This is a genomic window from Microbacterium sp. Cr-K20 (assembly GCF_000708325.1).
Classification (GTDB): Bacteria; Actinomycetota; Actinomycetes; order Actinomycetales; family Microbacteriaceae; genus Microbacterium.
Genome location: NZ_JARE01000082.1, coordinates 111,444 through 126,122 on the forward strand (window position 1 = coordinate 111,444; position 14,679 = coordinate 126,122).

8 protein-coding genes and 1 tRNA gene are annotated in these 14,679 nt (G+C 68.5%); 5 read left to right on the plus strand and 4 right to left on the minus strand.

Translation table 11 applies throughout. The features are described 5' to 3' along the window. Window positions 1-3 precede the first annotated feature (3 nt). Both GZ67_RS0119130 and GZ67_RS20950 read right to left on the minus strand, forming a co-directional pair. On the minus strand, window positions 4-525 hold the full coding sequence (locus tag GZ67_RS0119130) for an FHA domain-containing protein FhaB/FipA (protein ID WP_029264172.1): 522 nt from the start codon (window positions 523-525) through the stop codon (window positions 4-6). Next, window positions 522-1,247 (minus strand): FhaA domain-containing protein, encoded by a 726-nt coding sequence (locus GZ67_RS20950; RefSeq protein WP_029264171.1) that lies wholly within the window; start codon window positions 1,245-1,247, stop codon window positions 522-524. The genes GZ67_RS0119130 and GZ67_RS20950 overlap by 4 nt, the downstream gene beginning before the upstream one ends. A 144-nt stretch (window positions 1,248-1,391) precedes the next feature. Here GZ67_RS20950 and GZ67_RS0119140 point away from each other — a divergent pair. After that, window positions 1,392-1,474: transfer RNA gene (locus GZ67_RS0119140), tRNA-Leu, on the plus strand. Window positions 1,475-1,579: 105 nt separating this feature from the next. Here GZ67_RS0119140 and GZ67_RS0119145 read toward each other — a convergent pair. Beyond that, entirely contained in the window at window positions 1,580-2,428 is an 849-nt protein-coding gene (locus GZ67_RS0119145; protein ID WP_029264170.1) for a ribokinase, read from the minus strand. A 112-nt stretch (window positions 2,429-2,540) separates the two neighbouring features. On the opposite strand from GZ67_RS0119145, the gene GZ67_RS0119150 reads away from it, so the two are divergent. Next, complete coding sequence (locus tag GZ67_RS0119150; protein WP_029264169.1) at window positions 2,541-3,473, plus strand: nucleoside hydrolase; 933 nt, start codon at window positions 2,541-2,543, stop codon at window positions 3,471-3,473. 3 nt (window positions 3,474-3,476) lie between these two features. Here the strand turns inward: GZ67_RS0119150 and GZ67_RS0119155 are convergent, their stop codons facing one another. Continuing rightward, window positions 3,477-4,493, minus strand: a complete 1,017-nt coding sequence (locus GZ67_RS0119155) for a LacI family DNA-binding transcriptional regulator (RefSeq protein ID WP_029264168.1) — start codon at window positions 4,491-4,493, stop codon at window positions 3,477-3,479. A 104-nt stretch (window positions 4,494-4,597) separates the two neighbouring features. Here GZ67_RS0119155 and uriT point away from each other — a divergent pair, with 104 nt between their 5' ends. From uriT to GZ67_RS0119170, 3 genes are all read left to right on the plus strand, one after another. Next, window positions 4,598-6,013, plus strand: coding sequence for a uridine transporter UriT (uriT, locus tag GZ67_RS0119160; protein WP_029264167.1), 1,416 nt, complete (start codon window positions 4,598-4,600; stop codon window positions 6,011-6,013). A gap of 148 nt (window positions 6,014-6,161) precedes the next feature. Then, complete coding sequence (locus GZ67_RS0119165) at window positions 6,162-12,950, plus strand: DUF7927 domain-containing protein (RefSeq protein ID WP_029264166.1); 6,789 nt, start codon at window positions 6,162-6,164, stop codon at window positions 12,948-12,950. A gap of 174 nt (window positions 12,951-13,124) precedes the next feature. Then, window positions 13,125-14,669 (plus strand): FGGY-family carbohydrate kinase, encoded by a 1,545-nt coding sequence (locus GZ67_RS0119170; RefSeq protein WP_051662647.1) that lies wholly within the window; start codon window positions 13,125-13,127, stop codon window positions 14,667-14,669. The last annotated feature ends 10 nt before the right edge of the window (window positions 14,670-14,679 follow it).

Sequence of the window (14,679 nt, forward strand, 5' to 3'; positions counted from 1 at the left end):
GGGTCAGGCTCGCAGCTCGAAGGTCGTGGCGCCCACCTTGATGGGGGTGCCGAGCGAGAGGGCGACCGGTGAGGCCGACACGCGCTGGCCGGCGACGAAGGTCCCGTTGGTCGAGTCGAGGTCCTGGATCGCCCAGCTGTCGCCGCGCAGCATCAGGCGGGCGTGGTGGCTGGACGTGTAGTCGTCACGGATCACGAGAGCCGACTCGCTGGAGCGGCCGATCGTGAGCGAGTCGGCACTGAGCGGGAGCTCGAGGCCGGCCTTGGGCCCGGACGTGATGACCAGGCGCTTGGCGGTGGCGACGGTCGCCGGTCCGGTCGAGGAGCGTGCGGATGACGGCTTCGCCGCGGGGGCCGCTGCCGGTGCTGCCGCAGGAGCGGGTGCGCCGGCGGTCGCCTCGGCGGGGAGCTTGCGCACACGGACGCCGAAGAGGTCGGCGCGGAGCGAGTACACGACGCCGAACACGAAGAACCACATCAGGACGAGGAACCCGATGCGGAGCAGGAGGAGGATCAGTTCACTCAACCGAGGGCTCCGAACGCTCGGGTGGCGTCGTCGCCGCGGGGCGCAGGACGCGACGGGCTGGCCACGGGGACGATCCGGAACACCAGGTCGGTACGTCCGATGGTGATGGTCGTGTCGGTGGGGAGGGCGGCCTCGCGGAGCTTCTGGCCGTTGACCTTGGTGCCGTTCGTGGAGCCCAGGTCGCGCATCATGGCGCGCTCGCCGTCCCACAGGATCTCGGCGTGCTTGCGGCTGGATCCGGCGTCCGCGATCGTGATGTCGGCATCCGTCCCCCGGCCGATGACCGTGCGGGCGCGGTTGATCGAGAGACGACGGCCGTCGACGTCGACCACGGCCTGCCAGCTCACCCGGCTCTCGACCGTGCCCGAGTTCACGCGCACGGTTCCCGTGGCGACCTTCTCGTCGGCTTCGAGGTTGATCGACAGCGGGCCGGAGAAGCTGTAGCCCTGTGCCTTGGCGTGCTTGGTCAGCAGAGCGAGCAGCTCGTCGGTGAGGGCGCCGCCGAGTCCGCGCATCCGCTCCGCGTCGTCCGGGCTGAGGCGCACGACGAAACTGTTCGGCGCGATGATGCGATCGCGGCTCACGACCGCCGCCTTCGTGTCGGCCTCGCGACGGAGCGCCGAAGCGATCTCCACCGGCTGAATGCCGCTGCGGAAGGTCTTCGCGAACGCGCTGTTGACTGCGCGCTCGAGACCCTTCTCAAAGCTGTCAAGTAGTCCCACTGGGCTCCTCTGGCATGCCGACCGGTAGACACATCGTAGCCAGGTGACCTGGGGGAACGCCGCCGATCGGGGTCTGAGGCGTGCATCAGGGGGTGAAATCGCGTGATATCTTTGGGAAGTTGAGTTCTTCGGAACGAGACACTCGCGCGAGTGGCGGAATGGTAGACGCGCTGGCTTCAGGTGCCAGTGTCCGTAAGGACGTGGGGGTTCAAGTCCCCCCTCGCGCACAGCGAATGACACAAGGCCGGGCCCACAGGGCTCGGCCTTCTGTCACTCTGAAGAAGGCCCGGTTCCGTTGAGGACACCGGGCCTTCTCCTTCTCCGGGCGCCGCTCAGGCCACAGGAAGATACCGGCTCAGGTGTTCGAACGGGGGCTGGGACGACAGGTGCGACACCGCCGCGGATCCCACCGCGCAGGCGGCGGCCAGCGCATCGGCCGGCGCGTGCCCGGCACGCAGCGCGAGTACGAGGGCCGCGCAGAAGGCGTCACCGGCACCGACGGTGTTGACGGCCTCGGCGGGGACGCCGTCGGCTCGGGCGATCTCCTCGCCACGGCGATACAGCGCAGCGCCGGCCGCGCCGTAGGTGACCGCGACGAGTTCCGCCTCTGCCAGCTCGGGCATGAGCTCGCGCTCGGTCTCGTTCACGATGAACAGGTCGACCCGGCGCAGCAGAGCCTCGGGCAACGGCTGGGCGGGAGCGGCATTGAGCGCGATGAAACCCTCCGCCGAGGCGACGACCTCCTCGACCACCGCGAGCGCGATCTCCAGCTGCATGAGCACGGCCTCGTCCGCGCCGAAGGTCACACCGACCAGGGAGACGTGGTCGTTGGCGCCGGGGCAGACCGCGATCTGGTTCTCGGCATCCGCGTCGACGACGATGAGCGCGGTGCCGGTGGCGTCATCCACGGTGCGCAGATCTGCGACATCGACGCCGGCACGCTCCATCTCCGCGCGGGTCCAGGAACCGTCGGCGTCGTCACCGACGGCACCGACCATCCGGACCTTTCCGCCCAACTTCGCGGCGGCGACGGCCTGGTTCGCGCCCTTCCCGCCCAGGTCACGGGAGAGTCGCCCGCCGGCCACGGTCTCCCCGGCAGTGGGGAGTCGTTCGACGAATGCGGTGACGTCGACGTTCGCGCTGCCGACGACGACGAGGGATGGAAGAGCAGGAGAGGTCATGGCAGCAGCTTTCGGATCGAGCGGAGGCATCGGAACGCGGAAATCGCGGCCGGCTTGACGTTCATGATAGAAAGTGTAAACGTTTACGCACGTACATCTGCAAAGGAGCACCATGACAACTCCCGTCCTTCTCGACTGCGATCCCGGCCACGACGACGTCTTCGCCATCTGGCTCGCGGCCGGAAACGACGCCATCGACCTCCGCGGTGTGACGACGGTGGGCGGCAACGGCTACCTCGAGCACACCACCCGGAATGCGCGGATCGCACTCACCGTCGCCGGCGTGACGGACGTGACGGTCGCCGCCGGTGCCGACAAGCCCCTCGTCCGTGAACTCACCCCCGGCGCATGGATCCACGGGGAGAACGCGCTGGGCGGACCGGTGCTCCCCGAGCCGACCGTGCCCCTCGACCCGCGTCACGCCGTGCAGTTCCTCGCCGACACCCTCGCCGCCTCGCCGGAGCCGATCACCGTGATCCCCACCGGCCCGCTCACCAACATCGCGCTCCTCCTGCAGCAGCATCCGGAGGTCGTGCCCCAGATCAAGGAGATCATCTGGATGGGCGGCTCGACCGGCCGCGGCAACGTCGGCGCGTATCCGGAGTTCAACGCCTGGGCAGATCCCGAGGCCGCGGCCGTGATCTTCGCATCCGGCGTTCCGCTCACCATGGTCGGGCTCAACATCTCCCACCAGGCACTGATCACCGACGAGGTGATCCAGCGGATCGGTGCGGTCGGCAACGCAACCTCGGCATTCGGAGTGGAGCTGCTGCGCTTCTTCTGCAGCACCTACGAGAAGGCCGAGGGCATGCCGGAGGGACCTCTGCACGATCCCATCACCGTCGCCATCGCGATCGATCGGGCCGTCGCCACGGTCCAGCGCTGCCACGTCGACATCGAGACGACCGGTGAGTTCACGGCCGGTGCGACCTGCGTCGACCTGCACGACATGCTGGGCAAGGAGCCGAACACCGACGTCGCGATCACCCTCGACGCGCCGAAGTTCTGGGACCTGGTGACGGATGCTGTCGGCGCATTGGCCTGATGCTCAGCGCGGTGCGGCGGGCGTCGTGGACTCGGCCACGCGCAGACTCGGCGCGAGACGGCTGAGGATGTACGGCGCGTCGGGATCCTCCATCCGCCGCACCAGCGCCTCCGTCGCCTCGCGGGCCAGCTCGTCGAACGGCTGCACCACGGTCGTCAGCCGCGGCTCGCAGACATCCGCGAGCATCGTGCCGTCGAACCCGGTGACCTGCACGTCGGAGGGGACGCTCCGCCCCGCATGCTTCAGTGCGGCGATGGCGCCGGCCGCGACGAGGTCGTCTCCGGCGATGATCGCATCGGGAAGCGGGCCGCGGGCCAGCAGCGCCTCCGCGGCGCTCTCGCCGAACGACAGCAGGTACTCGCCGAAGATGCTCTCCTCGTGCGGCAACCCGCGGGTGCGCACCGTCGCCTCGAAGGCGGCCCGCCGCTCGCGACCCACCGAGGTCACGTCGTTGCCGGAGACGAGGACGACACGCTTCGCGCCGCGGGAGGTGACGTGCTCGACGGCGAGGTCGATGCCGGCATCGTTGTCGACCCCGACGAAGTCCGCCGGAAGATCGAGCACTCGCCGGTCGAGCTGCACCAGCGGAACCCTGCGCGCGGTGTCGGCGACCGCCTCGAACGAGAGCTCGGCATCGGACGGCACCACGAAGATGCCCTCCACGCGCCGTTCGACCAGCATGCGCAGACGATCGCGTTCCCGGTCGACGTCTCCGTGTGAATCCGCGATGACGAGGTCGAACCCGCGGCGCTGCAGATGGTCCTCGAGGCGGTGTATGAGCTCACCGTAGAAGGGGTTGCTGATGACGGGGACGACCACCCCGATGGTGGCGCCTGTGCCCGCGCGCAGACCGCGGCCGATGAGGTTGACCCGGTAGCCCAGCTGCTCGGCCACCTGCGCGACATGCTCGGCCGTGCGTCCCGACACGCGGTCCTTGCCGTTGAGGGCCCGGGAGACCGTCGCGATGGACACACCGGCGGCGGCTGCGACCTCGTGCAGCGTGACGGACGCCTTCTTCATCAAGACTCTCATCCCCGGTGCCGGTGGCACCACGACTCAAAGATATGACGTGCGTAAAGGATTACGCACGCGAACAGCCAACAATCGACACGAAGAAGTGAGCAATGACCAACCAGACAGATGCGGTTCGTACCCGTTCCAGCGTGGTTTCGCTGATGATCGCGCTCCTCGCGGCGTGCCTCGCGTTCCAACTCAACGCCAGCATGCTGAGCCCGGCTCTGGTGACGATGGAGCGTGAGCTCGACGCGACCGCCTCCGAGATCGCGGCGACCCAGACCGTCTTCTTCACGGCCGCCGCCCTGTTCACCCTCTTCCTCCCCCGTCTCGGCGATCTGATCGGGCGCCGACGGGTTCTGGTCGGGATGCTCGTCGTGATGGCGGTCGGCTGCGTCGTCGCGGCGCTCGCCACCAACGTCCCGATGCTCTTCATCGGTCGCCTCATCCAGGGCGTGTCGGGACCGGTGGTTCCGCTGTGCCTGATCATGTTGCGCGCGGCCGTCGCGGATCCGAAGGTCTACGGCACCCTGCTCGGCGTCGTGACCGCGGTCAACGGAGGGATCGCCGGGGGCGACGCTCTGCTCGGCGGGTATCTGGCGACCAACCACGGCTTCGCCTCGATCTTCTGGACCATGGGCGGTGTCGCCGTCGGTGCGGCTCTCGTCGTGCGCTTCCTCGCCCCCGAGACGATGGCCGAAGACCGTCCGCGGATGGACTGGTGGGGCTCGCTGCTGCTGGTCGTCTCCGTCGGCTCGATGCTCGTCGCCCTGAACGAGCTCGGGAAGCTCGCGGCGGCGGACCTGATCCTCGTGATCGTCCTCGCGGTGGTCGCCGTCGTCTCGTTCGTCTCCTTCTGGAAGCTCGAGGGCAGGCTCGATCATCCGCTCGTCTCGATCCCCCAGCTGAAGCAGCGCGCCACCTGGGCGTTGAGCGCCACCTCACTCCTCACCCTCTCCGGGATCTTCGCGATCATGAACGGCGTGGTGCCGGCCCTCGCGCAGGACTCCGCGATGAACCTCGGGATGAGTGCGGAGGAGGTCTCGCTGTGGATCCTCATGCCCTACGCCCTCGCCGGCCTGCTGATGGGTCCGCTCAGCGGAAGACTCGCCGCCACGGTCGGGTACCGGACGATGCTGCGGATCGGCCTCGGCGGCACCATCGTGGTGCTCGGGCTCATGGTCGCCAACGTCGAGACCGCCTCCCGTCTCGTGCTCCTGCTGCTCGCCGTCGCCGTCGGCATCACCTACGCGGGAGTCGGCAACATCATGCTCAACGGTCTGGGTGTCGTGCTCTCACCGAAGGAGCGCCCCGGGTCGCTTCCCGGGTTGAACACCGGTGCCATCAACCTCGGCGCCGGCCTGAGCTTCGTCGTCATCTACGCCGCCCAGACCTCGTTCGCCTCGGAGTCGGCGGGAGCGGGAGCGGGATACGTCGCCGCACTGGTCACCGGAGCCGTCGTGTTGGTCGGTGCGTTGATCTTCTCGATGTTCATCCCGAAGCCGGTGCATGCCGAACTGAGGTGACGCGTCGCCCGGGGTGATTTTTCCCGGATCAGGTGCGGAAAAGGGGTGGGCGTGATTGAATATGCGCAGCCTCTCGGGGGAGGGAGCGGGTCCATAGGGGCGCGCCCCGCGAGTCCGCACGGACCTCGCCCGACACGAAGAGGTTCTGATGACCGACAAGTCCCGCAACAGGCGCGCCCGGCAGAACCCGCACTCTCTGAGGAGCCGCTTCACGGCCGCGGCCGTCGCCCTCACCGTCGGTGTGCTCGGGGCGCTGAGTCCCCTGGCCGCTGCGCCATCGCAGGCCGAGTCGAATGCACCGAACACGGTGCTCATCGGCGAGAACACCTTCTATGTGTACGCCGCCGCCGGCGACGTCGTCACAGCAGAGTTCATCGCCAATGATCTCAATCCGACGCAGGGACAGACCTTCACCCTGACCGACCCCTCGGGCGCCGTGCGCTGGACCTGCGACCTTCCGCCGGCCACTGCCCCGGAAACCGTCTGCACCGTGCCGGCCGGCATGACCGGTCCCGGCGGGGTATGGCTCCTCGAGACGGACGGAATCGGGGCGGAGACGCCGAACTGGCCGGCGGGGTCGGGAAACGACACGCGATGGGACATCACCGTGCTCTCCGGCGGCGCACCGATCGAAGGTCGAGTGTGGTCGAAGCAGTACCGCGCGTACAGCTCATTCACTCCGGGATCGGGCACCGCCTTCCCCAACTCCGACCTCAGTTTCTGGGTCGTGTCGGAGAACGGCTCGCAGTACACCGTGGAGATGCCCGTGTTCAACGGTGGTGGCTGGAGCTTCAGCAGCGATGCCTTCGGGAACGTCGTCGACCCGGCGCTCTGCACCCCGGCCTATCGATCGCTCGCGCAGACGAGTAACTCGCCCGAGCATCAGGGTCCTGGCCCGGAGTGCGGGCCCGGCTACAACCTCTTCTTCGAACCCCCGGCAGCCGACCTTCCCGGGTTCGCTTCGTCGGCCGATGGGAACGAGTTCGTCAATCCGGACTACGTCACGCCGAGCTTCGACGACACCACGTACACGCGAACCAACGCCCTTTCGCACGCCGGAGCGCTCTCTTACGACCTGAACAACTTCACGGGCAACTACGTCGTACGGGTCGACGTCGACGGCAACGGGTCGTACACGGACCCTCTGGATGTCACGCTCCCCCAATCGGGAACGGACGGCGCCGTGAGCGCTCCGTGGGACGGCCGGGACTCCGCTGGAACGCTCGTCGATGTCTGTACGACGGTGAACCTCGAGGTCGCCATCGAGAAGACGGACGAGATCCACTTCGTGCTCGGTGACGTCGAAGTTCTGCCCGGCGGCATTCGCATCACGCAGATCGTCGGGTCGAGCGCCGGAAACGACACCATCTATTGGGACGACACCGAGGTTCCGTTGTCGGGTGTGGGCCCCAAGTCCACGACGAGCACTCCGATCGTCAATCTCGCCGGTCTCAGCAGCGCCGGCTTCATCCACGGGTGGGCATCCACCGGCACGAACCAGTGGGGGAACTTCGCGGCCATCGACAATTGGGCCTACGGTGACATCGACGTCAGCGCGCAGGCGTCTTCGCCCGGAAACTGCCTCACCTTGACGAAGACCTCCGACGCGACCGTCGACACCCGCCCGGGTGATGATGTGGAGTACACCATCACCGCGACCAACACGGGTGCGGAACCGTACACCGCGGCGAACCCGGCGGTCATCACCGATGATCTGACCGCCGTCCTCGATGACGCCACCTACAACGACGATGCCACCGCGACGATGCCGGGGACCATCGCCTACGCGGCCCCCGATCTGACCTGGACCGGCCCGCTCGCGGTGGGTCAGAGCATGACGCTCACCTACACGGCGACGGTCGCAGCCGGAGGAGACGGCATCGCCCGGAACGTGGTGTTCAGCGGCACGCCGGATACCCCGACCCCGGCGTGCAACCCCCCGAACGGCGACGGGGTCGACCCCACCACCGGGATCGCCTGTGCCGAGGCGGAGTTCCTGCTGCCGAAGCTGTCGGTCGTGAAGGCTGCCGACACGACCGAGCTCCCTGCGGACGGCGGCGTGGTCGAATACACGATCACGGCCACGAACACGGGGCCCGGCGCCTACACGGCCGCCGAGCCCGCCCGCGTGACCGACGACCTCAGCGCCGTTCTCGACGACGCGACCTTCGGAGGGATCACCTCGCCGACCGACGGCTCCGCGGAGCTCGTGGGAGAGGAGCTGACCTGGGTCGGCCCGCTCGCCTCCGGCGAGAGTGTCACCATCACCTACACGGCGACGTATGACTCCGCCGCGGGCGACAACATCCTCTACAACCTCGTCTGCATCCCGACGGACGAGACGGCAGCAGGACAGGACGACTGCGCGAGCGTGCGCATCCCGGCGGCAGAACTCGTGGTGGACAAGACGGTGGACCCCGAGTCGGGCACCGCGGTCGATGCGGGGCAGGTGGTGACGTACACCCTGTCGTTCGAGAGCGTCGGTGAGGCCGCGGCGGCGGTGGACAAGGTCGACGACCTGTCCGACGTGCTCGACGACGCGGAGTTGGTCGCGGGCTCGATCACGACGTCGAACCCGGGGCTGACGGCAGAACTCCAGGGCACCGACCTGATCGTCGCCGGCACCGTCGCGGTCGGCGAGACGTATACCGTGACGTATTCCGTGACCGTGGGTGCGTTCGCAGACCAGGAGAACCATGTTCTGGCGAACGTGGTGCAGAACCCGGACGGGTCGTGTGATGTCGAAGGATGTCCGGAGACGGAGAACCCGGTCCGTCATTTCGTCGTCGAGAAGGACGCGGACGTGACGACGGGTGTGGAGACGGGCGATGTGGTGACCTACACGGTCACCGTGACGAACGATGGTGAGGGTGCCTATACGGTGACCGAACCGGCCGGTTTCACGGACGACCTGACCGATGTGCTCGACGATGCGTCTTACAACGGCGATGCCGTCGCGGTGGCGTCGGACGGCTCGACGGTGCCGACTCCGACTCTGGCGACTCCGGTTCTCACGTGGTCGGGTCCGATCGCGGCGGGCGAATCCGTATCGGTCACCTACTCGGTGACGGTGACCAACGCCGGTGATGCGGACCTAGTGAACACCGCGACGCCGGTGTGCGCACCGGGCGTCATCTGTGATCCTGTGACGCCGCCGGTGGACATCGACCTGCCGCGGATCACCCCCGAGAAGTCGTCCGATCCCGTCTCGGGCTCGGGTGTGGTCGCCGGAGATGTGATCACGTACTCGCTGACCTTCACCAACAGCGGCCAGGCCGCCGGTGACGTCGCATCGACCGATGATGTGTCGGAGGTGCTCGACGACGCGGAGGTCACGACCGACCCGACGGCCGATCTCGCGGGCATCACGGCCACGTTCGACGCGGGCGCGGGCGAGATCCGCATCGAGGGGTCGCTCCCCGCCGGTGCGACGGTGACCGTGACCTATCAGGTGACCGTGTTGGCGGACGGTGAGCGCGGCGACAACATCCTCACCAACGTCGTCACCCCGGATGTGCCGCCATACGTATGCGATGACAGCGACCCGGACTGCGACCCGTTCGTGCCGCCGAGCACGGAGCACCCGGTCGGGCAGCTCGCGGTGGACAAGACGGTGGACCCGGAGTCGGGCACTTCGGTGGACGCGGGGCAGGTGGTGACCTACACCCTGTCGTTCGAGAGCGTCGGTGCCGCGGCATCGGCGGTGGACAAGGTCGACGACCTGTCCGACGTCCTGGACGACGCGGAGTTGGTGGCGGGGTCGATCACGACGTCGAATGCGGCGCTGACCGCAGAGCTCCAGGGCACGGATCTGGTGGTCACCGGGTCCGTCGGAGCGGGCGAGACCTACACCGTGACGTATTCCGTGACCGTGAGTGCGTTCGCCGACCAGGCGAATCACCTCCTTGCGAACATCGTGCAGAATCCGGATGGATCGTGTGGTGTCGAGGACTGCCCCGATACGACGAACCCGATCCGTCATTTCGTCGTCGAGAAGGACGCGGATGCGACCACGGGCGTGCAGACGGGCGATGTGGTGACGTACACCGTCACCGTGACGAACGACGGTGAGGGTGCCTATACGGCGACCGAGCCGGCCGGGTTCACGGACGATCTGGCCGATGTGCTCGATGACGCTTCGTACAACGGCGATGCGGTCGCGGTGGCGTCGGACGGTTCGACGGTGCCGAATCCCACGGTGACCGGTGCGGTTCTCGCGTGGTCGGGGCCGATCGCGGCGGGCGAATCCGTATCGGTCACCTACTCGGTGACCGTGACGAACGCCGGCGACGCCGACCTGGTCAATGCGGCGACGCCCGTGTGCGCACCGGGCGTCATCTGCGACCCGGTGACGCCGCCGGTGGACATCGACCTGCCGCGCATCACCCCGGAGAAGTCCTCCGATCCGGTCTCGGGCTCGGGTGTGGTCGCCGGTGACGTCATCACTTACTCGCTGACGTTCACCAACAGCGGCCAGGCCGCCGGTGATGTGGATTCGACCGACGACCTCTCCGCGGTGCTCGACGACGCGGAGGTCACGACGGACCCGATCGCGGACGTCGCCGGCATCACGGCGACGCTCGACGCGGGTGCCGAGCAGATCCGCATCGGGGGGTCGCTCCCTGCGGGCGCGGTCGTCACGGTGACGTACCAGGTGACGGTGCTGCCGGACGGGGAACGCGGGGACAACGTCCTCACCAATGTGTTGACCCCGGATGTGCCGCCCTACGTGTGCGGCGACACCGACCCGGACTGCGACCCGTTCGTGCCGCCGAGCACGGAGCACCCGGTCGGCCAGCTCGCGGTGGACAAGACCGTGGACCCGGCGTCCGGCACAGCTGTGGATGTCGGGCAGGTCGTGACCTACACCCTGACGTTCGAGAGTGTGGGGGCTGCGGCATCGACGGTGGACAAGGTCGACGACCTGTCCGACGTGCTGGACGACGCGGCGCTGGTCGCGGGCTCGATCACGCCATCGAACGCGGCGCTGACCGCAGAACTGCAGGGAACCGATCTGGTGGTCACCGGATCGATCCCCGCTGGAGCGACGTACACGGTCACCTATTCGGTGACGGTGAGCGCGTTCGCCGATCAGGAGAACCATGTCCTCGCGAACGTCCTGCAGAACCCGGACGGCTCGTGCGGCGCAGAAGAATGCCCGGACACATCGAATCCGATCCGCCACTTCTCGGTAGAGAAGGACGCGGATGCGACGGTGGGCGTGCGGACCGGTGATGTCGTGACGTACACGGTCACCGTGACCAACGACGGGGAGAGCGCGTACACGTCGTTCGTCCCGGCGGGCTTCACGGACGATCTGATCGATGTGATCGACGACGCCTCGTACAACGGCGACGCCGCAGCGGTGGCGTCAGATGGGTCGCTGGTGCCGGCTCCGACCCTGGAGGGTTCGGTGCTCGCCTGGTCGGGTCCGGTCGCCGTCGGCGAATCGGTGTCGATCTCCTACTCCGTGACCGTGACGAACGCGGGAGATACGGATCTGGTCAACACGGCCACGCCGGTGTGCGCGCCGGATGTGGCCTGCGACCCGGTGACCCCGCCGGTGGACATCGATCTGCCACGGATCACTCCCGAGAAGTCATCGGACCCGGTCGCCGGGACGACCGTGGAGGCGGGCCAGGTCGTCACCTACACGCTGACGTTCACCAACAGCGGCCAGGGCGCCGGCGACGTGGCATCGTCGGATGACATGTCGCAGGTGCTCGACGATGCCGAGCTCACAGCAGGCCCGACCGCGGATGTCGCCGGCATCACGCCGATATTCGATGCGGACGCGGAGCAGATCCGCATCGAGGGCTCGCTTCCCGCCGGCACCGTCGTCACGGTGACCTACCAGGTGACGGTGCTGCCGGACGGCGACCGCGGCGACAACATCCTCGCCAATGTCCTCACCCCGGACGCCCCGCCGTACGTGTGCGCCGACGGCGACCCCGACTGCGACCCGTTCGTGCCGCCCGGCACCGACCACTTCATCGGCGAGCTGCGCGACTGGAAGACGGTCGACCCGGCCTCCGGAGGCACGGTCGTGCCCGGGCAGGTCGTGACCTACACGCTGCACTTCGAGAGCGTGGGCACCGGGCCCGTCACGGTCGACCGCGAGGACGATCTCACGGCCGTCCTCGATGATGCGACCGTCACGTCGGATCCGGTGAGCTCGGACGCCGCGCTCGCCGCCTCCGGGATCGTCGACGGGCGCTTCGGGATCACCGGAGCGCTCGAACCCGGAGATGCCGTGACCGTCACGTACCAGGCGACGGTCAACCCGGACGGTGAGCGCGGCGACGACCGCCTGTCGAACCACCTCCTCGACCCCGACGCGGCCCCACCGGCCGAGTGCGTCGTCGCCGAGGGCGAGGAGTTCCCCGACTGCACCGTGGACCACGTCAGCAGCGTGGTGGTCGTGAAGTCGGCCGACCCCGCCTCGGGGACCGAGGTGGAGGAAGGGCAGCAGGTGGAGTACACCGTGACGTTCCGCAACGTCTCGACCAACCCGGATGCGGCGGGTGCAGACGTGGACTACACCGATCACCTGACCGATGTCCTCGACGATGCGACACTGACCCGCGGACCCCAGGGGTCGACGGACGCGCTGGCCACGGCGGTAGAGGGGCAGACCATCCGCATCACGGGCTCGGTCGCATCCGGCGACACGGTCGCCGTGACATACGTGGTCACCGTGCAGCCGTGGGCGGACCAGGGCAACCACAGCCTCGGCAACGTGATCGCGGTGACCGGCGAGGAACCGATCTGCGTCGACGGGAACGGCCTGTGCACCACGCATCCGCTGGGTGAGCCGGATCCGCTCGCGGTGACCGGTGGCCAGGTGGCCGTCGGCGCACTGGCTGCCGGTGTGGTCCTGCTCGTGGCGGGCGGGCTCCTGGTGGCGATCCGCCGTCGGCGTCAGGCGATCGAGTAGCGTCGCGCTCGTCCTGCTCGGGTGCCCGCCTTCCGGCCGGCACCAGGGTTTGCGCGTGCCCGGGGGGTTGCGCCCGTGTCCGCGGCCCGGCCGACGACCCCCCGTTGCGCTCCCCCGACACCGAGCTATACTGAACAATAGATCACCAGCCCGCACTATTGTTCGGAGTTCAGTGTGCAGAGCCGCACTCGCATCATCCTCGGCGTCGACGCCGGCACCACCTCGGTGAAGACCGTCGCCTTCGACCTCGACGGTCGCATCGCGAGCGTCTCCCGTTCGAGCGTGCGCGTGCAGCGGGCCGAAGACGGGCGCGCCGAAGCCGACATGAATCACATCTGGGACGCCGCAGCGTCCACGATCGCTGCCGTGGTCGATGACATCGGCGACGCGGAGATCGTCGCGATCGGCGTGACCGGCCAGGGCGACGGCGCCTGGCTGGTGGATGCCGACGGTCGACCCGTCGGACCCGCGGCCCTCTGGTTGGACGGGCGCGCCCACGAGCGCCTCGAAGAGTGGCTGGATGACGGGCGCGCAGCAGCCGTCCATCAAGCGACCGGCTCTCCCCTTTTCTCCGGCGCGCTGCCGATCCTCGTCGACGAGCTGATCGCGGCGGATCCGACCCTGCGAGAGCGGGCCACGACGCAGCTGAACTGCAAGGACTGGCTGCGCTTCAAGCTCACCGGTCGCCGTGCGACGGATCCCAGCGAGGCCTCGCGCACCTACCTCGACACGGCGACGGGGGCCTACGCCGAAAAGCTGTTCGCCGTACTCGGGCAGGAGCATGTGCGCGACTATCTGCCGGAGGTGCTCGATCCGCAGCTGATCGCCGGTTCCGTCGAGCCGAGAGTGGCTGCGGCGCTGGGGCTCCCCGAGGGGCTGCCCGTCGTCGTCGGAGTCGTCGACACCGCGGCTGCCGGCGTCGGACTCGGCGTGCTCGACGACGGCCGTGGCTACGCCATCCTCGGCACCACGAGTCTCGTCGGCATCAACCACGCCTCGCGTGCCGACGTCCGCAGCGAATCGAGCATCGTGCTCGCCACCGGTCGCGGAACCCAGGTGCTCGAGTCCATGGCCCCGATGACCGGTACCCCCAACCTCGATTGGGTGCGCGCCACGCTCGGTCTGGCGGACGAGGACTGGGTCGTCGTCGAGAAGCAGGCCGTCGCGGTCGCGCCGGGCAGCGGGGGCGTGATCTACCTCCCCTACGGCGCCCCGAGTGGCGAGCGAGCTCCGTTCTTCGCCCCCGACGCCTCGGCATCCTGGCTCGGGATGAGCGTCACCACGACACCGGGTCAGCTGTTGCGGAGCGTCTACGAGGGCCTGGCCTTCAGCCTGCGCGAGTCCACCGACGCGCTGGGGCTGGAAGGCCCCCTGCTCGTCTGCGGAGGAGGCTCCGATTCCGACCTCCTGTGCACGATCCTGGCCGACGTCCTGGCGCGCGACATCGTGCGTCAAGACGAACCGGAGGTGGGCGCCCGCGGCGTCGCCACGCTCGCGATGGCCGCGGTCGGACTGGCTGACGACCTGCACGACGCGTCGCGCCGACTCACGCCGTCGACCACCACCTTCTCCCCGGACGCCGCCCGCACCGCGCTGTACGACGACGCGTATGCGCTCTTCCTCGCGACGCGCGATGCTCTGCGCCCGCACTGGGGCGGACTCCGCCGCCTGCGCGAGAGCGCCGAGCAGCATCCCGCTCCCGAGTCCTCGGCTCACTGACCACCACCTG

Coding starts and splice junctions, on each gene's coding strand:
- uriT (WP_029264167.1), top strand. CDS start 4,598: ATGACCAACCAGACAGATGCGGTTCGTACCCGTTCCAGCGTGGTTTCG.
- GZ67_RS0119150 (WP_029264169.1), top strand. CDS start 2,541: ATGACAACTCCCGTCCTTCTCGACTGCGATCCCGGCCACGACGACGTC.
- GZ67_RS0119145 (WP_029264170.1), bottom strand. CDS start 2,428: ATGACCTCTCCTGCTCTTCCATCCCTCGTCGTCGTCGGCAGCGCGAAC.
- GZ67_RS0119165 (WP_029264166.1), top strand. CDS start 6,162: ATGACCGACAAGTCCCGCAACAGGCGCGCCCGGCAGAACCCGCACTCT.
- GZ67_RS0119155 (WP_029264168.1), bottom strand. CDS start 4,493: ATGAAGAAGGCGTCCGTCACGCTGCACGAGGTCGCAGCCGCCGCCGGT.